The 26,521-nt window shown below is 33.4% G+C and carries 22 protein-coding genes and 1 tRNA gene; 12 read left to right on the top strand and 11 right to left on the bottom strand.

All coding sequences use genetic code 11. The features are described from left to right. Positions 1-105 precede the first annotated feature (105 nt). Together V6246_RS08530 and odhB are read left to right on the top strand one after the other, a co-directional pair. Positions 106-2,844, top strand: a complete 2,739-nt coding sequence (locus tag V6246_RS08530) for a 2-oxoglutarate dehydrogenase E1 component (protein ID WP_341560013.1) — start codon at positions 106-108, stop codon at positions 2,842-2,844. 41 nt (positions 2,845-2,885) lie between these two features. Beyond that, entirely contained in the window at positions 2,886-4,091 is a 1,206-nt protein-coding gene (gene odhB, locus V6246_RS08525; RefSeq protein ID WP_159018526.1) for a 2-oxoglutarate dehydrogenase complex dihydrolipoyllysine-residue succinyltransferase, read from the top strand. Positions 4,092-4,595: 504 nt separating this feature from the next. Here the strand turns inward: odhB and V6246_RS08520 are convergent. The 6 genes from V6246_RS08520 to V6246_RS08495 all read right to left on the bottom strand — a co-directional run bounded on the left by V6246_RS08520 (position 4,596) and on the right by V6246_RS08495 (position 12,082). Continuing rightward, positions 4,596-5,225, bottom strand: coding sequence for a response regulator (locus V6246_RS08520; RefSeq protein ID WP_159018525.1), 630 nt, complete (start codon positions 5,223-5,225; stop codon positions 4,596-4,598). Between the two features lie 51 nt (positions 5,226-5,276). Then, positions 5,277-5,720: a retropepsin-like aspartic protease family protein gene (locus V6246_RS08515; RefSeq protein WP_341560012.1), complete on the bottom strand. Its 444-nt coding sequence runs from the start codon at positions 5,718-5,720 to the stop codon at positions 5,277-5,279. Then, positions 5,717-8,239, bottom strand: a complete 2,523-nt coding sequence (locus V6246_RS08510; protein WP_341560011.1) for a CHAT domain-containing protein — start codon at positions 8,237-8,239, stop codon at positions 5,717-5,719. The genes V6246_RS08515 and V6246_RS08510 overlap by 4 nt, the downstream gene beginning before the upstream one ends. A gap of 62 nt (positions 8,240-8,301) precedes the next feature. Then, positions 8,302-10,254 (bottom strand): DUF7849 domain-containing protein, encoded by a 1,953-nt coding sequence (locus V6246_RS08505; RefSeq protein ID WP_341560010.1) that lies wholly within the window; start codon positions 10,252-10,254, stop codon positions 8,302-8,304. Between the two features lie 323 nt (positions 10,255-10,577). Then, positions 10,578-11,555, bottom strand: coding sequence for a hypothetical protein (locus tag V6246_RS08500; RefSeq protein WP_341560009.1), 978 nt, complete (start codon positions 11,553-11,555; stop codon positions 10,578-10,580). An 83-nt stretch (positions 11,556-11,638) separates the two neighbouring features. Beyond that, on the bottom strand, positions 11,639-12,082 hold the full coding sequence (locus V6246_RS08495; RefSeq protein WP_341560008.1) for a hypothetical protein: 444 nt from the start codon (positions 12,080-12,082) through the stop codon (positions 11,639-11,641). 143 nt (positions 12,083-12,225) lie between these two features. On the opposite strand from V6246_RS08495, the gene V6246_RS08490 reads away from it, so the two are divergent. The 10 genes from V6246_RS08490 (at position 12,226) to V6246_RS08445 (ending at position 18,834) form a co-directional block, all read left to right on the top strand. Then, on the top strand, positions 12,226-12,807 hold the full coding sequence (locus V6246_RS08490) for an RNA polymerase sigma factor (RefSeq protein WP_341560007.1): 582 nt from the start codon (positions 12,226-12,228) through the stop codon (positions 12,805-12,807). Between the two features lie 5 nt (positions 12,808-12,812). Continuing rightward, complete coding sequence (locus V6246_RS08485; protein WP_341560006.1) at positions 12,813-13,562, top strand: tetratricopeptide repeat protein; 750 nt, start codon at positions 12,813-12,815, stop codon at positions 13,560-13,562. 125 nt (positions 13,563-13,687) lie between these two features. Next, a complete protein-coding gene (locus V6246_RS08480) occupies positions 13,688-14,455 on the top strand; it encodes a TatD family hydrolase (protein WP_341560005.1) in 768 nt (255 codons plus the stop codon). A 4-nt stretch (positions 14,456-14,459) separates the two neighbouring features. After that, a complete protein-coding gene (locus V6246_RS08475; RefSeq protein WP_341560004.1) occupies positions 14,460-15,482 on the top strand; it encodes an asparaginase in 1,023 nt (340 codons plus the stop codon). 75 nt (positions 15,483-15,557) lie between these two features. Next, a tRNA-Ser gene (locus V6246_RS08470) sits at positions 15,558-15,645 on the top strand. Between the two features lie 75 nt (positions 15,646-15,720). Next, on the top strand, positions 15,721-16,494 hold the full coding sequence (locus V6246_RS08465; protein WP_341560003.1) for a MotA/TolQ/ExbB proton channel family protein: 774 nt from the start codon (positions 15,721-15,723) through the stop codon (positions 16,492-16,494). 21 nt (positions 16,495-16,515) lie between these two features. Then, positions 16,516-16,935, top strand: a complete 420-nt coding sequence (locus tag V6246_RS08460) for a hypothetical protein (RefSeq protein WP_341560002.1) — start codon at positions 16,516-16,518, stop codon at positions 16,933-16,935. A 3-nt stretch (positions 16,936-16,938) separates the two neighbouring features. Further along, on the top strand, positions 16,939-17,529 hold the full coding sequence (locus V6246_RS08455; protein ID WP_042502548.1) for an ExbD/TolR family protein: 591 nt from the start codon (positions 16,939-16,941) through the stop codon (positions 17,527-17,529). Between the two features lie 18 nt (positions 17,530-17,547). After that, on the top strand, positions 17,548-18,021 hold the full coding sequence (locus V6246_RS08450) for an ExbD/TolR family protein (protein ID WP_341560001.1): 474 nt from the start codon (positions 17,548-17,550) through the stop codon (positions 18,019-18,021). A gap of 108 nt (positions 18,022-18,129) precedes the next feature. Continuing rightward, positions 18,130-18,834, top strand: a complete 705-nt coding sequence (locus tag V6246_RS08445) for a porin family protein (protein ID WP_341560000.1) — start codon at positions 18,130-18,132, stop codon at positions 18,832-18,834. Between the two features lie 156 nt (positions 18,835-18,990). Here the strand turns inward: V6246_RS08445 and V6246_RS08440 are convergent, their stop codons facing one another. The 5 genes from V6246_RS08440 to V6246_RS08420 all read right to left on the bottom strand — a co-directional run bounded on the left by V6246_RS08440 (position 18,991) and on the right by V6246_RS08420 (position 26,470). Continuing rightward, positions 18,991-19,596 carry a hypothetical protein gene (locus tag V6246_RS08440; protein WP_341559999.1) on the bottom strand — a complete coding sequence of 202 codons (606 nt, stop codon included), beginning with the start codon at positions 19,594-19,596 and terminating at the stop codon, positions 18,991-18,993. After that, on the bottom strand, positions 19,596-21,053 hold the full coding sequence (gene rpoN / locus V6246_RS08435) for an RNA polymerase factor sigma-54 (protein ID WP_159018514.1): 1,458 nt from the start codon (positions 21,051-21,053) through the stop codon (positions 19,596-19,598). Before rpoN ends, V6246_RS08440 begins: the two co-directional genes overlap by 1 nt. 144 nt (positions 21,054-21,197) lie before the next feature. Further along, positions 21,198-22,631, bottom strand: a complete 1,434-nt coding sequence (asnS, locus tag V6246_RS08430; RefSeq protein WP_341559998.1) for an asparagine--tRNA ligase — start codon at positions 22,629-22,631, stop codon at positions 21,198-21,200. Positions 22,632-22,745: 114 nt separating this feature from the next. After that, a complete protein-coding gene (locus V6246_RS08425) occupies positions 22,746-25,154 on the bottom strand; it encodes an efflux RND transporter permease subunit (protein ID WP_341559997.1) in 2,409 nt (802 codons plus the stop codon). Between the two features lie 47 nt (positions 25,155-25,201). Next, positions 25,202-26,470, bottom strand: coding sequence for a hypothetical protein (locus V6246_RS08420; RefSeq protein WP_341559996.1), 1,269 nt, complete (start codon positions 26,468-26,470; stop codon positions 25,202-25,204). Positions 26,471-26,521 lie beyond the last annotated feature (51 nt).

The following is a 26,521-nucleotide window of genomic DNA, read 5'->3' as shown; positions in this document are numbered from 1 at the left end:
ATGAACATTATTTGCTATAAATATAGTTAAAGAAACCTCTAATTTTACTAAAAGTTGTATTTTTGAAAAATATTTTGACTAACCTACAAGGGATTAAAAATAGCAATGGATAAATTTTCATTTTTAAATACAGCACACACAGCATATTTTGCTGACTTATACGATCAATATTTACAAAACCCAGATTCGGTAGAACCAAGCTGGAGAGCCTTTTTTCAAGGTTATGATTTTGGTAGCGAAAACTCGGAATTAGACGGGGAAACAACAGGAGGTGTTTCGGCAGATGTGCCAGAGCAACTTCAAAAAGAGTTTCAAGTTGTAAGACTTATTGATGGCTACAGAATGCGTGGGCATTTGTTTACTAAAACAAACCCAGTACGTGATCGTCGTACCTATTCACCAACTCTAGAAATCTCGAATTTCGGACTTAACGCAAACGATTTAGATACCGTTTTTACTGCCGGAGAAATTTTAGGTATTGGTACTAGAACACTTCGTGAAATTATTATACACCTAGACAATATATATTGTAGTTCTATTGGTGTAGAGTATATGTACTTGCGTAACCCAGAAGTTATTGCTTGGTGGCAAGGACAACTTAACCGAAATGATAATCAGCCAAATTTTTCGGCTGAAACAAAAAAATATATACTTTCAAAATTAAACCAAGCGGTTACTTTCGAAAACTTTTTGCAAACTAAATATGTTGGGCAAAAACGTTTTTCTTTAGAAGGAGGAGAGTCTTTAATTCCTGCTATAAGTAATGTGCTTTTTTATGCCGTAGAAAAATATGGTGTTAAAGAATGTGTATTAGGTATGGCACACCGTGGACGTCTAAACACATTGGTTAATATTTTTAGAAAACCTTTACATGAGCTTTTTAGTGAGTTTGATGGTAAAGATTTTGAAGATATGGATATTGATGGTGACGTAAAATATCACTTAGGATTAACACTTGATAAAACTTACCAAAACGGAAAAGATATCAAGATGAATTTGGTGCCAAACCCATCACATTTAGAAACCGTTGCTCCAGTAGCCGAAGGGATTACAAGAGCAAAAATTGATGCGGATTATGATGGTGATGATTCTAAAATATTACCGATAATAGTACATGGCGATGCCGCTATTGCTGGTCAAGGTATTGTTTACGAGGTGGCTCAAATGAGTCAGTTAGCAGGTTATAAAACCGGAGGAACTGTACATATTGTTGTAAATAACCAAATTGGGTTTACAACCAATTACTTAGATGCACGTTCTAGTACATATTGTACAGATGTTGCTAAAGTAACGTTATCTCCAGTTTTACACGTAAATGCTGATGATGCAGAAGCTGTTGTTCATGCCGTAGAAATGGCATTAGAATACAGAATGCGATACAAAAAAGATGTATACATCGATTTATTAGGGTATAGAAAATATGGCCATAATGAAGGTGATGAACCAAGATTTACACAACCTAAATTATATAAAGAAATTGCAAAGCACTCTAACCCGTTTAAGCTTTATGCAGATAAATTAATAGCCGAAAAGACTATTGATCAAGCTTATGTTGATGGTATTATTTCTGATTTTAAAGAAACTTTAGAAGCTGAGTATACCAAAGCTAAAGAAGCTAAATCTTCTATAGTTCGTGAGTTTATGCAAGAACGCTGGACAGATTTTGAACGTCAAGGTGAAGAGTCTATGCTTATTTCTGAAGATACAGGTTATCCAAAAGAAAGGTTAGAGGAAATTTCTAAAATTGTTTCAACAGTTCCTAAAGGTGTTAAGTTTTTACGTAAAGCTGAGCGTATACTTGCCGGACGTGAAAAAATGGTTTTCGAAAGCGATACCTTAGATTGGGGTATGGCAGAAACTTTAGCTTACGGAAGTTTACTAGAAGAAGGATTCAATGTTCGTATTTCTGGGCAAGATGTAGAGCGTGGTACATTTAGCCACCGTCATGCTATTTTGCGCGATGAAATTTCAGAAGAACGTATTAATTTATTAAATACTAATCCTGAAAATAAAGGTAAAATGGATATTTATAATTCCTTTTTATCAGAATACGGTGTGTTAGGTTTCGATTATGGTTATGCCATGGCAAACCCAAATACATTAACCATTTGGGAAGCCCAATTTGGAGATTTTAGTAATGGAGCTCAAATTATATTCGATCAATATTTATCGGCTGCGGAAGATAAATGGAAATCACAAAACGGTATTGTTGTATTATTACCACATGGTTACGAGGGGCAAGGTTCTGAGCATTCATCGGCAAGAATAGAGCGTTACTTACAGTTATGTGGAATGGATAATATGATTGTAGCAGATTGTACAACGCCAGGTAATATGTATCACTTGTTGCGTCGTCAAATGAAACGTAATTATAGAAAACCATTAATTGTTTTCACTCCAAAAAGTTTATTACGTCATCCAAAAGCAGTGTCTAGTTTATCAGACTTAGCTTCAGGTCAGTTTGAAGAAGTAATCGACGATACTATTAATCCAACAAATGTTAAGAAATTAGTATTCTGTACAGGGAAATTTTATTACGATTTATTAGCTGAAAGAGAAGAATTAGGAAATGAAGATGTTGCTTTAGTAAGGATAGAGCAGTTATTCCCACTTCATTTAGAAAAAATACAAAGCGTAATAGATAGGTATCCAAATATAGAACATTATGTTTGGGCTCAAGAAGAACCAAGAAACATGGGGGCTTGGAGCCACATGGCACAGCGTATGGATTTAGTGAAGTTAGAAGTAGCATCGCGTCCATTTAATTCTGTACCGGCACCAGGATCTAGTACTAGAGATAAAAGAAGACAACGTCGTGTAATCGATGAAGTTTTTGGAAATTAAATAAAAAGAATAAAATTCATATACCATTAAAATTATAAAAAATGATTTTAGAAATGAAAGTGCCTTCACCAGGCGAATCTATCACAGAAGTAGAAATAGCAAGTTGGTTAGTTGAAGACGGCGATTACGTTGAAAAAGACCAAGCTATTGCAGAAGTTGATAGTGATAAAGCAACCTTAGAATTACCAGCAGAAGTTAGCGGAATTATTACGCTTAAAGCGGAAGAAGGTGACGCTGTAGAAGTTGGAGCTGTAGTTTGTTTAATTGATACAAGTGCAGAGAAACCGGCAGGTGGTGAAGCACCAAAAGCAGAAGCTAAGGTGGAAGCACCAAAAGCAGAAGCGCCAAAAGCTGCTGAAGCTAAAACTTATGCAACAGGTTCTGCAAGTCCTGCTGCTAAAAAAGTATTAGCTGAAAAAGGAATTGATGCTGCATCTGTTTCTGGAACTGGTAAAGCAGGTCGTATTACTAAAGATGATGCTGTAAATGCAGTGCCTTCTATGGGAACACCAACTGGTGGTAGTCGTGGTACTTCAAGAAGTAAAATGTCTATGTTACGCAGAAAAGTAGCAGAGCGTTTAGTTGAGGTGAAAAACACAACAGCTATGTTAACCACGTTTAACGAGGTTGATATGTCTCCTATTTTTGCATTACGTTCTGAGTATAAAGAAACGTTTAAAGCAAAACATGGTGTTGGTTTAGGATTTATGAGTTTCTTTACTTTAGCAGTTGTTAGAGCTTTAGAAATGTATCCAGCAGTGAATTCAATGATGGATGGTAAAGAAATGTTATCATACGATTTTTGCGATATTAGTATAGCTGTATCAGGACCAAAAGGTTTAATGGTACCAGTAATTCGTAATGCGGAAAACTTATCATTTAGAGGTGTAGAGTCTGAAGTGAAACGTTTAGCACTTCGTGCAAGAGACGGTCAGATTACAGTTGATGAAATGACGGGTGGTACATTTACAATCACTAACGGTGGTGTATTTGGTAGTATGTTATCTACACCTATTATTAACCCTCCACAAAGTGGAATTTTAGGAATGCACAACATTGTAGAGCGCCCTGTGGCAATCGATGGTCAAGTTGTAATTCGTCCAATAATGTACGTTGCCTTATCTTATGATCATAGAATTATTGATGGTAAAGAAAGTGTAGGATTCTTAGTTGCTGTAAAAGAAGCTTTAGAAAACCCAACAGAATTATTGATGAATAATGATATTAAAAAGGCTTTAGAGCTTTAAGGAATAATAATATTTCAGGTACAAAAAAGGGTGTTTCATATTTATGAAATACCCTTTTTTTATTTGTTTTAGTCGTTTTAATTGAGAGAGACTAAGACAACAACATATATAAGTTAAACGATACAATTACGACAGCCAAAATAAAAACAACAGCGAGTGCTAGTTTATTTACAGGGTTGCTCTTTTCTTCCATGATTTGATCTTTAAGCATTTGTCGAGAATTTTAAGGGTTTGACTTGCGCTAGATTTGTTGGTAATTAATAGCACCGTAAAGGTATGTTACAGACTCGAAAAAAAAAATACGCAATTGTACGTATTTTTGCGGAGAAGATGGTGTTTAATATGAAGCACATCTTTATCCATATTATGGAAAGTAATAAAAAGCAAAAGACCCTAAATCACAATGATTTAGAGTCTTTTTTTAATTCTCCCTAAGAACTAATTAATAGCACTGTAAAGATATACTATATTTGCGTAAGAAAAAATACGCACTTCTACTTATTTTTATAAAAATTCTTTGTTTACAGTTGCCCAAATGGCAAGCGATGTTGGTTTTTTATCCAAATTTAATTTAGAAACTATATTACTACGGTGTTTATCTACCGTTCTTACCGAAATAGAAAGTTCTTCGGCAATGGTTTGGCTTGTTTTGCTTTCCGATATTAATCGTACAATTCTTAATTCAGATTTAGTTAAAAGTCCTAAATTCTTTGGTCTCGCGTTGTTATTGTGGTTTAGGTAAGATGCTATTTCTTCACTAAAATAGCGTTTTCCGTCTAGTACGTGTTGGATACAGGTTTCAATTTCTTCAACAGCAAATTCCTTTAAAATATATCCGTATACCCCAGATTGAATGGCTTGGTCGTACACTTCTTCTTCTTTATCAAAAGTAATAAGTATAATTTTGGTGGGAAGATTATGCTTTTTACAAGCTTCAGCAATTTCTAAACCTGTTTTAAAGGGCATTCTAATATCAAGAATGGCAATTTCTGGCTCTAATTTTATAATTAAATTATAGGCCGCTTTACCATCTTCGGCGCTTCCAATAATATTAAAACCTTTGTTGGTTAAAAAATCGGTAAGACCGCGCAGCATTAACGGATGATCATCTGCTATGACGATATTTGTGTTCATTATTTATTTGCTAGGAAGAGGTTAATTGCTATTTGGAAGTAATTTAAATAATTATAACTTTAAATACAAGTATTTCTTTTCATAATCAATTATGCCTTTTGCTTTTTTCAAAATATCGGCACCAATTATACCGTCTACCGGTTTTGCATTGTGGTTTATAAGAGCTGTATTAACATGAGATAGGTTGAATAAAACCAGAACAACTTTGTTGTGACTCCATTTACCAATTTTTACTTTGTTTTTTTTAGACATTTTGGTTTCCATGTCTGTTGCTCCAGCACCTGCGGCTTTAATTAGAGAGTCTTCGGCATTGAGATTAAAGGTTTCAATCGCTTCAAAACCAACGCAAGAACTCGAAGCTCCAGTATCTAAAATAAACAAGCCTTTTCTGCCATTAATGGAGGCCTTTATTTCAAAATGATTTGTTTTCGTTAAATGAAGTTTTACTTTGGTGTAACCCTTATTTAAAAGAAATTCTTGGAGGTTTGTTGTCATTTACGCTTTAATTTCATTGCTAAAAGTACTATAAACAGTACAATAAATATACCAATGCAAATATAAATTGTGAAGTTTTGCGATTTAACTTCCGTAAGGTCTCCGTAACAAACAAAAGCACTCCAATAATACGGTGATTTTTTAGAATTATTAATCGACTCGTTTTCAATATAGCTTATTTTAGAAGCTTGGTTGGCAGTATATGCAGATTGTGATGTACTGTAGTTTTTGTAAAAAGACTCCATAATTTGAGCCGTAGATAAATCGTTTATTTGCCAAAGTGAAAATAAAATATTTTGAGCACCTGCATATTGAAATCCGCGCGCTATGCTCATAGCACCTTCACCTTTGTATAATTTACCAACACCTGTTTCACAGGCGCTTAAAACGACTAAATCGGGGCTTAAATCTAAACTGTAGAGTTCGTTCAAAAACAAGGTGTCGTCAAAAAAGGATAAATTTGATGATGTTACAAAATCGCCACTACTTGCATGTGTTGATAAATGTATAACGCCATAGTTTGGAGCGTTTGTGAAGAAGTTGCTTTTACTAGCTTTCGCTTTCATAAATAATTTTGAAGACATGTGTTTTTCAATAGCTTCAGCTTCTTTAACAGAATAGGTTAATGCTTGAGTTTCATTTTCAAAAACCGGAAAAAAACCTAAAACGGTATTCGTGTTTTGCTTTGCGTTTTCATTTAAATACAAAACAATACTACTGTTGTAAACAACGTTTTGCTTTTTAATTAAAAAAGGCATTTTAGAATACGATGTTGTTTTGGTTTTGTTTGTTAATAAAGCCTCGAAAGGGATAAAGTTGATTAGACCGTCAGGAATTATAATTATGTTTTTGCTTGAAGGAGCCTTGTCAAAATTTAATAGCTTATAAACCTCAAAAGCTTGTGTTGTGTAATTATGGATATCATTATTTATGGTTGACGCCTTGTTAAATAAGTCGATGAAATTAGAAACTTGTTGTTTAGTATCTAAGGTGAAATGGATACGATTTAAATTTATGTCTTGCTCTGAAATTATAAATTGATAGATGCTGTTTTTTCCATAAAAATATTCGATTAATACGGCGTTATCTTTTTTTAATTTAGATTTTAAAGTGTTGAAATTAAAAGGCTCATTAGTGTCTGGGTATTTTTTTAAAATCTTTAAATTAAGCTTTTTTAATTGAATACTAATACTACTAAGTTTACTACTTAAATTGTTGATTTTTGAAGCTGACAAACCATCTTTTATTAATAAGCTTGTAAGCTGTTCTTGAGTTTTTAAAAGCTGAAACTCTTCTAGAAGTAAATTGTCATTAGGGAATTGTTGTAAGCGTGTTTTTTTTAAAAACATAGTTTTCAACACCGAAGATTTGCTGCTTTCGGCATATTCTAGTGCTCTTTTTAAAAGTGTTTTGTTATTTGTTTTAGCATAGGTATCATATAGAATGTCTATGCTTTTTTCGCTTCGTATACGATTATTTGTTTCGTTTAATATCTTAGTTTCTTGAGAGGTCCAGCTGTTTTGCATTAAATTAGAAACATAAAAACTAAGGTCTAAACTTTCTAGAGCTATTTTTGGGTTTGTTTCAATTTCAGCATACATATCGAAAATATCAATAAAGATATTATCGGCAAATAATTGATTTTTATTCGGTAAGTTATTGCTGTCGTGCGCCGGTAATAATGTTTTTATTGCAGCGTGCAAGTATTTTATGGCTTCGTTTGGTTGTTTTAAAAGGTAGTGGAGTTGGGCTTCTTCAATATCTAGTTGTGCTATTTTACGTTTTGTAACACCTTGCTTTAATTGGTTTTTCTTATATGATGAAAAAGCTATAAAGGCCTGTTTAAAACTTTTGGTTTTCAGATGAAATAAATAATTATTTCTGTCGCTATCTGTAATTGAAGTATTGTTTAATTGATTTAAAGCAGCAAGACATTCTGTTTTTATTTGAAGTAGTCGTGTTTTTTGTAATTGAGTAATAGGTTTGATTTTTAAGCCTTCTTCCACTGTGCTTATTGCTGTTTCATGTTTGCCTAAAGTGTAATATAGTTTAGCTAAATTAATGAAGCCACTTATTTGGTGTGAGCTGTTTTTGTTGTTTTTAGCTAAGTATATATATTGATTTATGGTGTTTAAGGCATTAGTGAAATCGCCAGTTTTGGTGTATAATGTACCGAGCGGATTTAAGCAATTTTCAATAATATCGAAATCTGAAATTAGAGAGAGTTCTTTACTATTATAGCGATTTAGAGCATCTTCGTAAGTAGAAATTGCTTTTGATAAATCCGATTCTTGAAATAAGTAAAAGCCTTTGTGTGTTTGTAAAAACACGAGAGCTAATTGTTCGTCTTTCGATTTTACTTGCCGTTTAAAGGTTTCTTCTTGTTTATTTAAAACCCTAAATGTATTGTTGTTAGGCGCTTTAATAAAAGTCTCCGTAGCTAAATAAATAGTTTCCTCTAAATTTTGAGAGAAACTAAGTGACGTTATAAAAAAAAGAAGAAAGCTAAATGTTTTCATGTTATATTGAAAATCATGTATTTATCCAAAACCGCAGTTTTGGTTTTTATAGATTGTAATACTTAAAACTTCCATATAGCATAAAATTGCCAGTAGTTAAAATCGTCTTCAAAATTTAGAATATATCGTGCGCCTACACTAGGGCCTATCCTTGCAAAACCAGCTGTAGCTTCAAATAATAAACCGGTCCTTAAGTTTGTGAAAGATTCGTTTGTGCTGCTAGTTTCTGTAAAGGTGTTAAATGGATCACCTTCAGATGTGTCACCATCAAACTGTTCAATAAGTGTATTTTGAGTAGATTTTTCACTTACAGATATAGTGTTTTGTACACCTGCACCAAGACCAATATAGTTGTTTAAATTGTAGCGCAGTAAAACGGGAACGTCCCAGTCTATGTTTTTGTTAGAGGTTTCGGTTGTAGTACTTTGAAAGAAGCGAAAACCTTGTGGTCCGTCTACAAACTCTTCTGTTACTTCGATGTTACTATCGTAATTATGAAAATTATTCATAAGTTCAACTTGCCAATATAATCTGTACGATTTATAAGGAGAAAGTGTTGCTCCTATAAAATAACTTTCGGAATTTCGTAAATCGGTAAAGGAATTGTAACCCATTTTGGCGCCAATGGATATTCCTGGCAAAAATCGAGTGGTGGAATAATTAGTAATTATGGGATCGTTTTTATCAAAAATAATAGCCGTTTTACTTTTTGTTTTTGTTTTATGAAAATCCTTAGCAAATTTTATGCTGTATTGCACAAAGCCTTTTGTAGAATCGTATTCTTTTACGTTTTTCTGTTCGCTACCAGGTAAGTAAATGTTTTTAAAGGTGAAAATAGCTTGCGTTTTTGTGAACGCAGTATCGAGGCAACTGTAGAGTACTTCACGCTTAGGGCATATTTCACATTTGGGATACATATCGAGAACCTTCAAGGTCGATTTGTCTAACATGTCTGGAATATCAGTTTCTAAACGGATTGTATTTGCAGGTCCTTCACCATTATTTTGAAACTTTATTTTATACTTTAAAGTTTTAAAACGCACCAAACGATAATTCATAAATGTAGCGTTAGACGACATTTTATTGGGGTCGTGCGAGGTTACAATTTCCATTTCCATGTCTTTCACTTTATGATTGTCGTAATTAGCATCAGGAATATAAATACCACGAACAGAAATTATGGCACTGGTATCTTTTACCATTTCTGGTGTGGTTTTTAAGCTGAAAAAGATATTACGTTCTTCTTCGGGTTGCATGTTATCAAATTCCAGAACACGCCAGTTTTTGTATATGGATTTAGCTTCTGATAAGGTTAGTGGTAAATTGGTTTTTAGGGTAGAATCTTGTTCTACATTTCTAAAATTTGTGATTTCGCTATTTGAAGATGCTAAATAGGTGTTATTATTTTCAACGTTTTTGGTGTAAGCAAAAGCATCGGTTGATATGTTTTTTTCGTTATTATGTAGTCTAGTTTCTGTTAACTCGAAATTATCAGCTTTGTATTTATGCTCATTATAAAACAGAAATATTTTCCCGTTGGTAGTATAGTTGTTTATGTTTTTGTAGCTTAAAATGGTTACGATTTCTTCTTCAGGAACTGGTTCTCTATTTCTTTTAAGCGTGAAATCGTCTTCCAAAGAAGCTTCATCTTGATAATCATCGGTAACGGAAGTGATGTTTATTTTTTTAGGACGCGTTGTTGGTGGTTTTCCGGTGTCGTAATTATTGGTTGCCCAAAGTTTTACTTCATATTCACCTTTCTTTTTGTAGGTGTGCTTTGGTTCGGGATCTGTACTGTATGCGCCATCTCCCATTTCCCAGTAATGGGTATAAAAAGCTTTTGGAGCACCAGCTATTTGTGTTAAAGCAGGTGTTTCTGGTGTTAATAAAACGGAGTTATTGGTAACGTTTGCTTTAATTGTAGCGGTTCTAGTAATAGTGTCGGTAATGGGTTGTTGACCAAAAATAAATAAAGGGAAGACTATCGTTAAAAGTAAGAAGTTGTATTTTTTCATAGTACCATTTAGTTAATATGCTCATAAATATACAAAAGAGAATGTCGATAAAAATTATAAAGTGTTTTTAACGTCTTTTTCACTTAAAAAAGTGCGTGTAGATTACAACTAGGTTTGCCCAGAGTATAACTACAATACAGATTATTAATATTTTTAAAAAGAGATTCTTCTTCATACTATTATATCAAAAAGAAATGCTTTTTGTTACCCTATTTAATTGGCTTTTTTCAAGTTAAAAACCCAGAAACAAAAGTTTCTGGGTTAAAAATTAGGTTAGGTCTGTCTCGTTTTGAGTAGACGAGCACAGTGGGGCAAAAAAGGTGTTATGGTAGTGCGTTAATAATAGCTGCAAGTTGTGCTTGTGTTACGGTTGTAGTTTCACTTTCGGTAATAGTGATAATGCCATTTTCTACTATGGTTGCGGCTTGTACGGCGTATTTCCAGTTGCCAGCATCTTCGCTTACAAAAATAACATGACATTCTAATCCAACTGGAATTTGTCCGTAATGTTCGCTAAATAACCCTGTACTCGCATCGTAAGTGTCTAAGTTTGCTAATGCCGCAGGTTCACCATCGTAAGATAAATATACACTGCTATTGGTGTTGTCGTAACCTTCTGGAACAGCAACTAAAATGGTTGTTTTTTCTCTTGGGTCGTTATAAAAACGATCTACGTTAGTCCAACCAAAGTCGCCAATAAAAGCATAGTAATTGGTGTGTTCTGCAAATACACCGCGTTCGTCACCATTTTCATTTTGGGCTTCTTCCCAAACTAAATCACCATTTTCGTCAATATTTCCGTCCCATAAAATCATGTCTGGATCAATATCTCCCGTTAAATTAGCAGGAATCCCTAATTGCATGGTGCCGTTTAGTTGTAAATCCGCACCGTTTTGTGTGGCATTTATAAAAAACTCACCACCAGAAATTAGTAAAGCTTTGTTACCGTCTGCCATAAGTCCCATAGTAGGTTTGTTGGTAACTAGCATGTTGGCTCTGTCAAATAATTCAACAAATTCTAAATCTATGGCGCCAGTAATAGGGTTTCCGTTTAATGTTAAATTAGCTGTGTTGAGGCTAATATCTACCCCGTTTTCTGAAGTTAAAGTTATCGATCCATCGGCGGCATCAAACTGAAATGTTTGTGTTAAGCCTTCCAAAGCATCGTCTTGTATGTTTTTAAACTCGGCAGCGGTTGCTGGAATAATAATTTCAGTATCGTTTTCTTCTTTTGTTGAACAGCTTGTGAAAACTAGAGCTGATACAAATAAAGTGCTTAAAATGTGTTTTAAATTTTTCATGATTATTGGGTTTTAATATGTTCTTCTCTTTTATATAATCAGGGCACTTGTTTTGTTACCCTGTTTTTGGTTCTAATTTTAATTTATTGTTGTGGTTGGCTCATTATTAATTTTTCTACAATAACATCTCCAGAGGCTACAAGAGCAATCATTTTTTGTGCATAAGCTTCACTAGATGAGTATCCTTTTGCTGTTCCGCTTGTAGTTTTAACTTCCCAAAAGTAATTTCTGTTTGTAGAGTTGTTTAAGTCGGCTTCTAGCATAAAATAGCTTGTAATTTTTTTGTTTTTCACCACCTCTCCGCTACTCGAATAAGAAATCATACGTTTAGCATTTTCGAAACTTAAAGCTGTTCCGGAGTAAGTGCCTTTATTCGTTTTAACTTCCCAATCAAAAATTTGTGCAATATTGTTTGCTGTGTTAGCATTAATTTCTGTTACTGTGTTAAGGTTTGTTTTTTCATTAGTAGCATTCATATTTAATATTGATAATACTACGGTTCCGATAATTAAAATTGAATTTCTCATAAGTTCTAAATGTTTATTGTTGTTATTATTAGTTTTAAAATTGTTAGTCAATTTGACTGTTACACCCTTATATCAAAACCATTTTAAAATTGTTACCCTTTTTTTTGAAAGTTTTTTTACATTAGTAGCAAATACAAGGGGTAATGAGTGAAAAAAAAATACACGAAGACCAAAAATATATTGATGGCTTATTAAAAAACAACAGTTTTGTTATACAAGCCATCTACGATAAATTTGTGCCAAAAGTGGTTAATTATATTAAGCAGAATAGTGGTAGTCGCGATCAGGCTCAGGATGTTGTGCAAGACACACTGGTTACTATTTATAACCAAGCAAGCGAAAAAGGTTTGAAATTAACCTGCCCTTTTGATGCTTATTTTTTCTTGTTATGTAAACGGAAGTGGCTCAATGTTTTGAAAAAAACATCGAATAAAGAGGTAACAATTAACGAAGAGGTTTTATCTAAAGGAGATGAGGCTCAAGAACTAGCATTTGAAACCTCGGTATTTGGAGAAAAACAAGCTTTATTTGCCGAAATGTTCGAAAAACTAGGTAATGCATGTCAAGATTTGTTAAAAGCTACTTTCAAAATAAAATCGATGGAAGAAGTTGCAGCAAGTTTAAATGTAACCTATGCCTATGCACGTAAAAAGAAATCATTGTGCATTGGTAAACTAACCGAGTTGGTTCGTGAGTCTCCCAAATTTAACCAGTTTAACAATTAACCATCATGGAAAAAGAAAATTATATACAATTTGAAGAATATCTTGCGGGCAGCCTAAATCAAGCAGAGCTCGAGGTGTTCGAGAATAAATTAAAAACTGATAGCGCTTTCGCGGAAGCGTTTCAAACCTATAAAAATTTGTCTCATTATTTAAGTGATAAATTTGGGAATGAAACCGAATCGGAAGCTTTTAAAGAGAATTTAAAAAGTATATCGAGTAAATATTTTATTCAAAAAGACGAAACTGTTTCCGGAGAAAAAACGAGTAAAAAATCGTTCACATTCTATAAATATGCCATTGCCGCCTGCGTGATTATAATGCTTGGAGTTTTTACTTTTGGTGAGTTTTCAAACCCATCTTATGGCGACTTTAATAATTACGATACTATAAGTTTAACGGTTAGAGGCGAAAATGACGATTTATTAAAAACGGCCGAAAACGCCTTTAATTCTAAAGATTTCGCTTCCGCGGAAAAAGCTTTTGCCCAATTAAGTCAAATAGATCCAAGCAATGCCGAGTTAAACTTATACAGTGCTATTAGTAATATTGAGTTGAGTGATTATGATAAGGCAGATGAATTGTTAACTGAAATCGCTAATGAAAATTCAGCATATAAAAATAAAGCCATTTGGTATTTAGCCTTAAGTAAATTAAAACAAGAAGATGTTTTGGCATGTATAGATATTTTAAAAACAATACCTGAAGATGCTGAAGATTATGAGCGTGCGCAGAAATTGCTGAATAAATTAGATTAACAACAACGCTTAAAAATAAATTAGGATACAAAAGACCTGTTAAGTTTATCGCTTTGCAGGTCTTTTTTTATTAATCTAATTGATAAATACCTCGGCAAATTTAAATACTTCATTATTTTTACCGAATGATTATTACAGATACGCATACCCATTTATATAGTGAAGCTTTTGATGACGATAGAAGCGAGGTGATAAACCGAGCAATAGAGCAAGGCGTTACCAGGTTTTTTATACCAGCTATAGATTCTACGTATACTAAAGCGATGCTTCAGTTAGAGAAAGACTATCCGGACAATATGTTTTTAATGTCTGGTTTGCATCCAACACATGTAAAGGAAAACTATAAAGAAGAGTTAAACCATATAGAGCACATGCTTGCTACGCATAAATTTTATGCTGTTGGCGAAATTGGCATCGATTTATATTGGGATAAAACAACTTTAGATATTCAAAAAGTAGCATTTAAGCATCAAATACAATTAGCAAAACAATATGGTTTGCCTATTGTTATACATTGCAGAGAGGCCTTCGATGAAGTTTTTGAAGTTTTGGAAAGTGAAAAAGGAGACGATTTATTTGGCGTGTTTCATTGTTTTACTGGAAGTTTAGAGCAAGCGCATCAGGCTATTTCTTATAATATGAAATTAGGTATTGGTGGTGTGTCAACTTTTAAAAACGGAAAAATAGATCAGTTTTTAAATGAAATAGATTTAAAACATATTGTTTTAGAAACCGATGCACCATATTTAGCTCCTACACCATTTAGAGGAAAGCGCAACGAAAGTGCCTATATAATAAAGGTGTTAGAAAAACTAGCAACTATTTATCAAATGCCAGAAGAAACGTTGGCTGAAATTACCACAGAAAATTCAAAATCTATTTTTAAAGTTTAATGTTATGAAACCAAACATACTCCTTATATATACAGGTGGCACCATTGGCATGGTAAAAGACTTTAAAACCGGTGCGCTAAAAGTATTTAATTTTAAAAATATTATAAAAAACATACCAGAGTTGCAGTTGTTAGATTGTAATATCGAAACGTTTTCTTTTGATGAACCTATTGACTCTAGTAATATGAATCCGAAATATTGGGTTCAAATGGCAGAGGTTATCGAAGAAAAGTATAATGATTTTGATGGTTTTGTTGTACTTCATGGTAGTGATACTATGAGTTACACAGCATCTGCACTAAGTTTTATGCTAGAAAACTTAGCAAAACCAGTGATATTTACTGGTTCTCAATTGCCTATTGGCGATTTACGTACCGATGCTAAAGAGAATTTAATAACATCTATACAAGTGGCATCCTTACAAGAGGATGGTAAACCTTTAATAAAGGAGGTGTGTTTGTATTTTGAATATAAACTGTATCGCGCCAATAGAACAACCAAAATTAATGCCGAGCATTTTCAGGCATTTGCATCGTTTAATTATCCAGACTTGGCGGAGTCGGGTGTGCACTTAAAAATAAACCATAAACATTTATACCAACCTAACGGAAGCAAAGTTTTGGAGGTTCATAAGAATTTAGATGAAAATATTGCATTAATTAAACTCTATCCAGGTATTTCTAAAGTCGTTTTAAAAAATATTTTTAAAACCCCCAATTTAAAAGCGGTTATCTTAGAAACCTACGGTTCTGGAAACTGTACTACCGAAATGTGGTTCATTAATATGTTAAAAAAGACCATTGAAAAAGGCATACATATTATAAATATTACCCAATGTTCGGGCGGAAGTGTCATGATGGGGCATTATGAGACCAGTGATATGTTAAAAAAAGCAGGTGTAATCTCCGGAAAAGACATAACAACAGAGGCCGCACTAGCTAAGTTAATGTATCTATTAGGAAAAAATGTAGAGGCTAAAAGCTTCAAAATCACCTATGAAACATCTTTAGTTGGAGAATTGACTTAAAATTAACTGTTAAAATTTTAGCGTTCAAAGTTTTTTTTGTTATTTCATCCCCAGAATAAAAGCTGTTAAAAAAAAAGAGAGGTGGCCGAGTGGTCGAAGGCGCACGCCTGGAAAGTGTGTATACCTCAAAAGGGTATCGAGGGTTCGAATCCCTTCCTCTCTGCTTAAATTTTTTTATTTTTAATTGCTTTTTTTTTATATCTTTAACACTTTAACTAATAAAATTAAGATCTAGATCATGAAAAGATTATTTTCTATCCTTGCCATTACTGTAATGGTGGCATTCGGAACTGCAAATGCAACAACAATTGCAAACACAAGTACAGCTGTAACGACTGTAACTACTACTTTAACTCAAGATGATGAAGCTCCTGCGGCAGACGTTGGTTTTCATCAAGATTTGAAAAAACGTTTTATTGAAGGTGGTCCAGGATTTATGGGTATTGTATTATTATGTTTAATTCTTGGATTAGCAATTGCTATTGAGAGAATTATCTTTTTAAACTTATCATCTACAAACACTAAAAAGTTAACACAATCTGTAGAAGATGCTCTTGCATCTGGTGGTGTTGAAGCTGCTAAAGAAGTTTGTAGAAATACAAAAGGACCTATCGCATCTATCTACTACCAAGGTTTAGATAGAACTGATGAAGGTATCGAAGCTGCTGAGAAAGCTGTTGTAGCTTACGGTGGTGTTCAAATGGGACAATTAGAGAAAAACGTATCTTGGATTTCATTATTTATCGCTCTTGCACCAATGCTTGGTTTCATGGGTACGGTAATTGGTATGATTCAAGCCTTTGATAAAATTGAAGCTGCTGGTGATATGCAACCTTCTCTTGTTGCAGGTGGTATTAAAGTAGCACTTTTAACAACAGTATTTGGTTTAGTAGTGGCAATTATTCTTCAAATTTTTTACAATTATATTATTGCTAAAATTGATAGTATTGTTAACGATATGGAAGATGCTTCTATCACGTTAATGGATCTATTGATTAGACACAAAAAGTAATAATTTAAAACTGAAAAAATTATGAATACTCACAAAATAATAAAAATCGTAGCTTTCGCTCTCGCGATTCTTGGCTCTATCTTTGCGCTAATGATCATGACTGGGTCGGAATCTATGATTGATAATATACTTTATATTACCTATGCTGTACTAGGATTAGTAATAGCATTAGTTGTAATATTTGTTTTGAAAGGGTTAGTTACTGGAGATATCAAGAAAACTTTGATGTCTGTAGGAGCCTTTTTAGCAATCATTTTTATAAGCTACGGCTTGTCATCTGGTACAGATTTAGATCTACAACCATTTAATGACAAAGGTCTTGGTATTACCGAAGGTATTTCTAAAAACGTAGGTGCTGGTTTATATGCATTTTATGTTTTAGCAGTTATAGCAATTGGATCAATGCTATTCGGTGGTGTGAAAAAAATATTAAATAAATAAATTATGGCAAAAAGAGCAGCACCAGAAGTTAATGCAGGCTCAATGGCCGACATTGCTTTCTTATTATTAATATTTTTCTTAGTAACAACAACTATTGAAACAGATTCTGGTATTAACAGAAAACTGCCTCCAATGGAAGAACAAACAGATCCACCTGTTATTAAGCAAAAAAATATTTTTACAGTTATTGTAAATAAGAATGATGATTTATTAGTTGAAGATGAACCGATGCAACTTAAAGATTTACGTAAAGCAGCCATTGCTTTTTTAGATAATGGCGGTGATAAATCTTGTGATTATTGTAAAGGTCCAAGAGATCCTGAGTCTTCGGATAATCCAGACAAAGCGATCATCTCTTTAGCTAATGATAGAGAAACTACTTATAAAACTTATATCGCTGTACAGAATGAATTAGTAGCAGCATATAACGATTTAAGAAACGCGAGAGCCCAGGCACAATTCGGTATGTCATTCGTTGAGATGGAAGCAAATCAAAAGGATGTAAACTGGCCAGGGAATAAAGAAGCTTTAAAGAAGAAGATTGATCAGATCAAAGCTGAGTATCCTCAAAAGCTATCAGAAGTACAGAAATAATTTTAACATTTATAAACTATGTCTAAATTTAAAAAGAAAAAAGGTGGTGAAATACCGGCGGTTAATACGGCGTCTTTACCAGATATTGTATTTATGTTATTATTCTTTTTCATGGTAGCCACAGTAATGAGGCAAAATACTTTAATGATTGAAAATAATTTACCATTTGCTGATCAAGTTGAAAAACTTGACAAAAAAGATTTGGTAATGTACATTTATGCAGGTAAGCCAAGTGAGAACTATAGACAATATGGAAACGAGTCAAGAATTCAATTGAATGATAAGTTTGCTGATGTTAAAGAGATCGCTGCGTTTATTAATGCAGAACGCGCAACTAAAAGAGAGGAATTAGTACCATATTTAACTACAGCTTTAAAAGTTGATAGTGATGCTAATATGGGATTAATTGGTGACATTAAACAAGAACTACGTAAAGTTAATGCTCTAAAAATAAACTACACCACTAAAAAGGGTAGTGTTGTTGGAAGGTAAATTTTACACTCTTAATTTTATAGTAAAAGGCGTTTTGAGATACTCAAAACGCCTTTTGCTTTTATATAATAGTAGCAATTGGTAACTTACCATAATATAAGTTTCAAAATGAGAAGAATTAAATTTGTAATGGTCATGTTGTTTTGTGCGAATTCTTGTTTGTGTTTTTCGCAAAATGAAGATGTTGTTGAGACCGAAGTTGATAATAAGTATAAAGAAGACCAATTTTACTTTGGTGTTACTTATAATTTACTTGGTTTAAGACCAGAAGATGTAAAGCAAAGTGGTTTTTCAACCGGGTTTCATTTAGGTTTTATTAAAGATATGCCAATAAATGCCGCTAGGAATAAAGCCATTGGTTTAGGCATCGGACTTTCTGCAAACTCATATAACCAAAATTTACTGATTCAAAAAGACGATGCAGGTGTAGTAAGTTATAGTGTAATCGACGATTCTGATACATTTACTAAAAATAGGTTTTCTAGTAACTTTATAGAGGTGCCTTTGGAGTTTAGATGGCGTACATCTACAGCTACTAGTTATGATTTTTGGCGTATTTATGCCGGTTTTAAGTTTAGTTACATGTTATCACATGCCGCGAAGTACGATGGTGATTTAGGAAGCTTTAAATACACCGATATCTCAGACTTTAATAAGTTTGAATATGGATTAACCTTAAGTGCTGGATATAATACATGGAATTTACATTTGTATTATGCTTTAAGTCCTGTTTTTTCTAATGGCGCTCAGATTGATGGTAGTAGAATAGATATGCACGCCATTAAAGTTGGACTAATGTTTTATGTTTTGTAATTTGAAATCTCTTGGACTTTACCTAAAGGATATAAAGCCTCCAATTTAGTGATCTAAAGGGAAATGGTTATAATTAAGGCCTAATTGGTTACTTAAATCGTCAAAGTAAATTAATTGTTGTTTCTAACACCTTAGAAGGTTCAAGTATATATTAATCTACATCCAGAAATTAATCAGCAATAGCTGCGGAATTAATCCAACAAAAAAACCGAAAATCAATTCTCTCGAGGTGTGAGCGTTTAAGTGTAACCTAGATGTTGCTACAGCACCAATGGCTAAAGCGATAAAAGCAAGAGTTCCTGTAATGTTGATACCAAACTGCACGCCTATAGCTATAAAGAACATGAATAGTCCCGAAATACCGATCATGTGTATACTTGCCTTAAATTTAAAAACAGCGAGCGTTAAACAGGCCATATTCGAAATTAATATACCAACAAAAAAGTAATACAGTTCTAACGATTGTGTTATTGTTATAACCCGCTTAATTACCAAAATAGTAATAAAACAATTTAAAGCTAGTGGATAAATACGTTCCCGCGTGGTTTTTAGATGAATAGTTTGTGCTTTTCCTAAAGTTCTTAGTAAAAAAAACATTAAAATAGGAAGTATAATGGTGAGTATTAATAATGAAATAAGCTTGGCATGTAAAATCTGCTCTGCTATAAAACGCGGCGAGATATAATAGTAAAATGCCACGCCAATAATAGGCATCAATAAGGGATGAAAAATATATGAAATACTCTTAAGTAACTTATCCATTATATTTTTTTACGTAATCGCGCTACAGGAATATCAAGTTGTTCTCTATATTTAGCAACCGTTCTTCTAGCAATTGGATATCCTTTTTCTTTTAAAATAGAAGCTAAGGTTTCATCTGTTAAAGGCTTCTTCTTATTTTCTTCTTCAATTACTGTTTCTAGAATCTTTTTAATTTCGCGAGTTGAAACATCTTCACCTTGATCATTCTTCATAGATTCCGAAAAGAATTCCTTAATCAGTTTCGTTCCGTAAGGTGTGTCAACATATTTGCTGTTAGCAACACGTGAAACGGTAGAAACGTCCATTGAGATTTCGTCGGCAATATCTTTTAAAATCATGGGTTTTAAATTACGCTCATCACCAGTTAAAAAGTACTCGCTTTGGTAATGCATAATAGAACTCATGGTAACAAATAGGGTCTGTTGACGCTGTTTTATAGCTTCAATAAACCATTTTGCTGCATCTAATTTTTGCTTTATAAAAACAACGGCATCTTTTTGAGATTTCGATTTGTCTTTAGATTCTTTATATCCTGTAAGCATATTGTTGTACTCTCTAGAAACATGAAGCTCTGGAGCGTTACGTCCGTTTAAGGTAAGCTCAAGTTCACCATCAACAATTTTAATGGCAAAATCTGGAACTACGTGCTCAACAATACGATTATTCCCGGCATAAGATCCACCAGGTTTAGGATTTAAATGTTCAATTTCTTTTATAGCATCTTTTAATTGTTCTTCAGTAATATTAAATTTCTGAAGTAATTTTTTATAATGCTTTTTAGTAAATTGATCGAAAGCAGAATCGATAATATTTATTGCTAACTCTGTATCGGGTGTTTTGTCTTTTCGATGTAATTGTATGCTTAAACACTCTTGAAGGTTTCTTGCTCCAACACCTGCTGGGTCTAATTGATGTACAATTTTTAAAACCTTTTCAATGTTTTGCTCTTCGGTATATACGTTTTGTGTGAAGGCTAAATCGTCCATAATGTCGCTTAACTCTCTGCGTATATAGCCACTCTCATCAACACTTCCAACTAGGAATTCAGCAATGTCTCGTTCTTCTTCAGATAATCTGTAGGTGTTTAATTGATTAATTAAGTGTTGCGTAAATGAAGTTCCCGCTGCATAAGGCATCGTTTTTTCTTCATCATCGGCACTGTAATTATTGGCTTGAGTGCGGTAATCTGGAATTTCATCGTCACTTAAGTATTCATCAACATTAATGTCTTCAGCATTTATTGAATCATTATCATTAATATCGTCAGAATTATCTAAATCAGAATCGTAGTCACTATCGTTTTCTTCTTTACCGCCTTCTAGTGCTGGGTTTTCTTCTAATTCTTGTTTTAAACGTTGCTCAAAAGCTTGCGTAGGCAATTGTATCAGTTTCATTAACTGAATTTGCTGCGGCGACAGTTTTTGCGAGAGTTTAAATTGTAAATATTGCTTAAGCATGATTTTTATTAAGATTGAATGGGCAACTAAATATAATGATAAGTAATAAACAAATCAAAGGTTTAGATTAGTTAGTCCTAATCAAAGATAAATAAAAGCATGAATAATCGCCAAGTATAAGCGGAATTATCAAGTTAAATTTTACTAAAACTCTGCGTTTTGCGGTGTTCTTGGAAAAGGAATTACGTCTCTAATATTGCCCATACCGGTTGCAAACATCACTAAACGCTCAAAACCTAAACCAAAACCAGAGTGTACAGCTGTTCCGTATTTACGTAAATCCATGTACCACCAAAGATCTTCTTCTGGAATGTCTATGGCTGCCATTCTTTGTTTTAAGATGTCTAAACGCTCTTCACGTTGCGCTCCACCAACAATTTCACCAATACCAGGGAAAAGAATATCCATAGCACGTACGGTTTTACCATCGTCATTTAAACGCATGTAAAAGGCTTTAATATCTGCTGGGTAATCGAATAAAATAACAGGACATTTAAAGTGTTTTTCAACTAAAAAACGTTCATGTTCACTTTGTAAATCCATTCCCCATTCTTCAACTAAATATTTGAATTTCTTCTTTTTATTTGGTTTAGAATTTCTCAAAATATCAATAGCTTCCGTGTAACTAACACGTTTGAAGTTGTTTTCTGTTACAAAGTTTAATTTTTCAATTAAACTCATATCACTACGTTCAGCCTGAGGTTTTACTTTTTCTTCGTCTAATAGACGTTTTTCTAAAAACTCTAAATCTTCACGATTATGTTCTAAAACATAGGTGATTACCGATTTCATAAAGTCTTCAGCAAGATCCATATTGCCTGCTAAATCCATAAAAGCCACTTCTGGCTCTATCATCCAGAATTCAGCTAAATGTCTTGATGTATTTGAGTTTTCGGCTCTAAAAGTAGGTCCAAAAGTATATACTTTACCTAACGACATGGCATAAGTTTCAGCTTCTAATTGGCCAGATACGGTTAGATTAGTTTCCTTTCCGAAGAAATCTTTAGTGTAATCTACTTTGCCTTCTTCAGTTAAAGGTAAATTTTTATTATCTAAACTAGAGACTTTAAACATTTCTCCAGCACCTTCTGCATCACTACCCGTAATAATAGGCGCGTGCATATAGTAAAATCCGTTTTCGTTAAAATATTTATGGATAGCGAAAGATAATGATGAGCGTAAACGCATTACAGCACTAAACGTATTGGTTCTGGTGCGTAAATGAGCATTTTCTCTTAAAAACTCAAAAGAGTGTTTTTTAGGCTGAATAGGGTAAGTTTCCGGATCGGAATCTCCTAAAACTTCTAAATGTTTTACCTGAATTTCAACTTTTTGACCTTTACCTTGGCTTTCAACTAATTCTCCTTTTATGTGTACTGCGGCACCTGTGGTTACGCGTTTTAAAAGGGCTTCATCAAAGTTTTCAAAATCTACAACGCACTGAATATTATTTATCGTAGAACCATCATTTAAGGCAATAAAGCGATTTGCTCTAAAGGTTCTAACCCAGCCTTTTATTTCAACTTCAAGTAAAGAAGTGTTTTGCGATAGTAATTCTGAAACTGTAGGTGATTGCATAGAAACTAGTTTTGAACTGTAAATATAATGGTTTCAGTACTTAAAATTCAAATAATAAATTCGAAAAATTATGAAAATTTCGAATTTATAGCTAATTGTTGTTTTAAAGTGTAATTAAAACGGCTGTTTCTCGTCTGTATTTTCGTCTTCTTCTGGGATAATGTTAATCGAAGGTTCGCGTAACACTTCTTTATTAGCAATACTGCGCTCTAAAGAAAGTAATAAAGACGGTAATAATAACAGGTTAGAAAGCATTGCGAACAACAGAGTGGCCGATACTAAAGCACCGAGTGCTACTGTACCTCCAAAACTAGAGATTGTGAATACCGAAAAACCAAAGAATAACACAATAGATGTGTAGAACATACTCACGCCAGTTTCGCGTAAAGCACCATAAACCGATATTTTAATTTTCCAGTTATTGGCTTGTAATTCTTGGCGGTATTTTGCCAAGAAGTGAATAGTATCATCTACAGAAATACCAAAAGCAATACTAAACACTAATATGGTAGATGGCTTTATTGGTACGCCTAAATAACCCATTAAACCTGCTGTTATCACTAATGGAAGCAAGTTTGGTATTAATGAAATAAGAATCATTTTTCCTGAACGGAACATGTATGCCATAAATAAGGCAATAAGTAAAATGGCTAATGATAAAGAAATAGCTAAGTTTTTAACCAAGTATTTTGTTCCTTTTTGGAAAACTAGAGCTTTCCCAGTCATGGTTACCGTGTAACGCTCTTTAGGAAAAACTTTATCTATTTTAGTTTGAAGATCTTCTTGAATGCGCTCCATTCTATCTGTACCAACATCTTTAATAAATGTAGTGATGCGGGCATATTGGCCTGTGCTATCTACAAAATTACTTAGTAAATCTGTGCTAGAAGTTGAGTTTTTAGCATAGCTTAAAATAAAACTATTTTCTTGTGAAGTTGGTAATTGATAAAACTTGGTATTACCGTTATAATAAGCTTGTTTTGAATACTTAACTAAACCAACTACAGATATAGGTTTCGATAGTTCTGGAGTTTCTATAATAAGATCTTCCAGCTCGTTCATGCGTTTTAGAGTCGATAGTTTCATAACGCCTTTTTTGCGCTTGGTATCTATCATGATTTCTAATGGCATAATACCATTAAATTCACTTTCAAAGAAACGGATATCGTTAACAAATTCCGATTCTTGCGGCATATCTTCAATTAAGCTACCCGAAATTTTTATTTGATAAACGCCAATAATACTTAATATAAGTAGTATTAATGAAGTAATGTAAATGGCAATACGTTTTTTTCTTACCATAAGCTCCATCCAGTTTACAAAACCACCAATCCATCTTTTATTTAGGTGCTCTAAATGACGGTCTTTTGGATAAGGTAAAAATGAATATATAATTGGAATAATAAGAATACACAATATAAAAATTGACAAAATACTAAGCGACGCAACTAAACCAAACTCTTTAAGTAGCTTGCTTTCCGTAAGAATGAATGTCGCGAAACCACAAGCTGTAGTTACGTTTGTCATTAAAGTCGCATTACCAATTTTGGTAATTACACGTTGTAAAGATTTGGCTTTGTTACCATGTAGCTTAACTTCGTGTTGGTATTTGTTAATTAGGAAAATACAGTTGGGTATCCCAATAACAATTATTAATGGCGGAATTAAAGCCGTTAAAACAGTGATTTCATAATTTAATAAACCAATAATTCCTAAGGTCCACATAACACCAATACACACTACAATAAGAGATATAAAAGTGGCGCGGAAAGATCTAAAGAAGAAAAAGAATATTATAGAAGTAACTAATAAGGCAGCACCAATAAATAGACCTATTTCGTCAACAATATTAGTTGAGTTTAAGGTTCTAATGTATGGCATCCCGGATATACGTACATCTAAATCGTATTTGGCTTCGAAGGCTTCAACTCTAGGAATTAAAACATCCATTACAAAATCTTTTCGAGCCGAAGTATTTACAATGGCCTTGTTCATGTAAATGGCCGATCGAATTGTTTTTGTGTCTTTGTTGAATAAGAAATTATCGTAAAAAGGATATTTCTTGAAAAGATCGTTTTCTAAAACCTCAATTTGTGCCATTGAAGTGATAGAATCTTTAATAAAAGGTTCTAAAGTAAACTTTTCATTTTCTGTATCTTTTACTAATTTTTGAAGCTTTTTTATGGAAATTACAGATTCTACAGCATCTGATGAGTTCTTGAAACTTTCCGTTAGGTTGTTCCAAGCATTTAGTTTTTCAACAGTAAAAAGAGTAGAGTCTTTTACACCAAGAACAATTAAATTGCCCTCTTCTCCAAAAACCTCCAGAAAATCGTTGTAAATAATATTAACTTCATGATCGTCAGGAAGTAAGTTTGCCTCGGTATAGGTAAACCTCATATTATCCCATTGCTGGCTGAAGAAAATTGTTGTAGCCAGAATAGCTACAAGTATAATAATTTTATTGCGTAAAATAACTCTAGCAATAACGTCCCAAAAGTCCTTTGTAAAAAGTTTAAGCATGCTCTATTTAAAAGATGCGCAAAGGTAGAAAAAAGGAGCAGATTACCTCACAAAGAGACGTTAAATGTAAACTTAAAAGCTACATTGTCACCAATTTCGGGCAAGTGGTAGGCGCCATAGCGATAGGTAAAGCTTAAACCAAAACCAAATAGTAATTTATTAAGTTCGAAACCCGATTCGGTATATCCTTTTTCTAAGGAACCAAAAGGAACACCTTCGTGGCGTTCAGGGTTGTTCATGTCACCAATAGCATACCGCGTTATTAAAACCATTTGTGGTTTGTAACGTTCCGAAATATTAAAGGGTGTTAAGTAATGTTTAAATTGAAAAGTAGCGAACCTATCGGAAAAGAATTCGTTAAAAAACATAGTTTCAAAACTGTTTAAACCGGCAACAGAAAAACGCTGTAAAATGGTTTCTTTTGTAATGTTGTTAGGGTAGGCGTGGTATAAATGAGTTAAGGGTGTATCTCCACCGGAAATACCAGAAACTACGGTGATTCTAGAATGCGCTCCCTTCGGATCTCCTATTTCGTAAATGCTTCTGAAATCTAATTTCGAAAAGTTGAAATCACCTTTTATAACACTTTTAAAACTTTTTGTGTATTGCAGCGTGAATTTAGGGTAACCGTCTTTGGTTTGTTTTACACCATATTCGGTAGATTCGAACTTACTAAACGGACTCCACTGCAAAGCCGTTTTTGCCGAAGTAATATCGAAATTGTTGTAAACATCTCCGTTAAGGTTGAAACCGTAAGCATAGGTTGGATCTATTTTACTGATTGAAAACTCAGTTTCACTTAAAATTTTAGGAGTAAACTCATGTTCTAGAGAAATGAGCTTGGTAATGTGTTTATGAAATAAATCGATGTTAAGCAATCGAGGTTCAAAAAACTGAAAGAAACGATTGTCTGTTAAAAACTTAGTGCTTCCTGTTTCTTGTAAATCATCGGTGTATGATAAATTAACCCAAGTATTTGTAGCCTCTGCGACTCTAAAACCACCACCTAAGCTGTATTTAAATCTACGGTCTCTAAAACCATAAACAAGATAGGTGTTTAAACGGTATTTCTCTGAAAAAGCCTTATTAGTTTCTGCTCCTAAACCGGTTCTAACACCTTCGTATTGGTTGTATTTTACCAAATATCTTAAATCGAAATTAAAATATTTTGTTGGAAAAAAACCATTACCCAATGATTTTACAAAGGCTTTCTTTTTAATAGAATCTTGTGCGGGTTCTTTAGTACCTTCATTTTCTATTTGCGCACTTAGCGCGACCGAGAATAAAATAAATAAAAACAGAATACAATGTTTCATCTAGAGAGAAAGGAGTAAAGTGATAAAAAAAGCGACAAATTTGCCGCTTTA

Source organism: Algibacter sp. TI.3.09, assembly GCF_038154905.1.
In the GTDB taxonomy this organism is placed as follows: Bacteria; Bacteroidota; Bacteroidia; order Flavobacteriales; family Flavobacteriaceae; genus Algibacter.
The sequence above is the reverse complement of the archived record's forward strand: the minus strand, read 5'-3'. Positions and strand labels throughout refer to the sequence as shown.

Excerpts from the sequence above, each read along its gene's own strand:
- V6246_RS08530 (WP_341560013.1), top strand. The coding sequence starts at position 106 with ATGGATAAATTTTCATTTTTAAATACAGCACACACAGCATATTTTGCT.
- odhB (WP_159018526.1), top strand. The coding sequence starts at position 2,886 with ATGATTTTAGAAATGAAAGTGCCTTCACCAGGCGAATCTATCACAGAA.
- V6246_RS08520 (WP_159018525.1), bottom strand. The coding sequence starts at position 5,225 with ATGAACACAAATATCGTCATAGCAGATGATCATCCGTTAATGCTGCGC.
- V6246_RS08515 (WP_341560012.1), bottom strand. The coding sequence starts at position 5,720 with ATGACAACAAACCTCCAAGAATTTCTTTTAAATAAGGGTTACACCAAA.
- V6246_RS08510 (WP_341560011.1), bottom strand. The coding sequence starts at position 8,239 with ATGAAAACATTTAGCTTTCTTCTTTTTTTTATAACGTCACTTAGTTTC.
- V6246_RS08505 (WP_341560010.1), bottom strand. The coding sequence starts at position 10,254 with ATGAAAAAATACAACTTCTTACTTTTAACGATAGTCTTCCCTTTATTT.
- V6246_RS08500 (WP_341560009.1), bottom strand. The coding sequence starts at position 11,555 with ATGAAAAATTTAAAACACATTTTAAGCACTTTATTTGTATCAGCTCTA.
- V6246_RS08495 (WP_341560008.1), bottom strand. The coding sequence starts at position 12,082 with ATGAGAAATTCAATTTTAATTATCGGAACCGTAGTATTATCAATATTA.
- V6246_RS08490 (WP_341560007.1), top strand. The coding sequence starts at position 12,226 with ATGAGTGAAAAAAAAATACACGAAGACCAAAAATATATTGATGGCTTA.
- V6246_RS08485 (WP_341560006.1), top strand. The coding sequence starts at position 12,813 with ATGGAAAAAGAAAATTATATACAATTTGAAGAATATCTTGCGGGCAGC.
- V6246_RS08480 (WP_341560005.1), top strand. The coding sequence starts at position 13,688 with ATGATTATTACAGATACGCATACCCATTTATATAGTGAAGCTTTTGAT.
- V6246_RS08475 (WP_341560004.1), top strand. The coding sequence starts at position 14,460 with ATGAAACCAAACATACTCCTTATATATACAGGTGGCACCATTGGCATG.
- V6246_RS08465 (WP_341560003.1), top strand. The coding sequence starts at position 15,721 with ATGAAAAGATTATTTTCTATCCTTGCCATTACTGTAATGGTGGCATTC.
- V6246_RS08460 (WP_341560002.1), top strand. The coding sequence starts at position 16,516 with ATGAATACTCACAAAATAATAAAAATCGTAGCTTTCGCTCTCGCGATT.
- V6246_RS08455 (WP_042502548.1), top strand. The coding sequence starts at position 16,939 with ATGGCAAAAAGAGCAGCACCAGAAGTTAATGCAGGCTCAATGGCCGAC.
- V6246_RS08450 (WP_341560001.1), top strand. The coding sequence starts at position 17,548 with ATGTCTAAATTTAAAAAGAAAAAAGGTGGTGAAATACCGGCGGTTAAT.
- V6246_RS08445 (WP_341560000.1), top strand. The coding sequence starts at position 18,130 with ATGAGAAGAATTAAATTTGTAATGGTCATGTTGTTTTGTGCGAATTCT.
- V6246_RS08440 (WP_341559999.1), bottom strand. The coding sequence starts at position 19,596 with ATGGATAAGTTACTTAAGAGTATTTCATATATTTTTCATCCCTTATTG.
- rpoN (WP_159018514.1), bottom strand. The coding sequence starts at position 21,053 with ATGCTTAAGCAATATTTACAATTTAAACTCTCGCAAAAACTGTCGCCG.
- asnS (WP_341559998.1), bottom strand. The coding sequence starts at position 22,631 with ATGCAATCACCTACAGTTTCAGAATTACTATCGCAAAACACTTCTTTA.
- V6246_RS08425 (WP_341559997.1), bottom strand. The coding sequence starts at position 25,154 with ATGCTTAAACTTTTTACAAAGGACTTTTGGGACGTTATTGCTAGAGTT.
- V6246_RS08420 (WP_341559996.1), bottom strand. The coding sequence starts at position 26,470 with ATGAAACATTGTATTCTGTTTTTATTTATTTTATTCTCGGTCGCGCTA.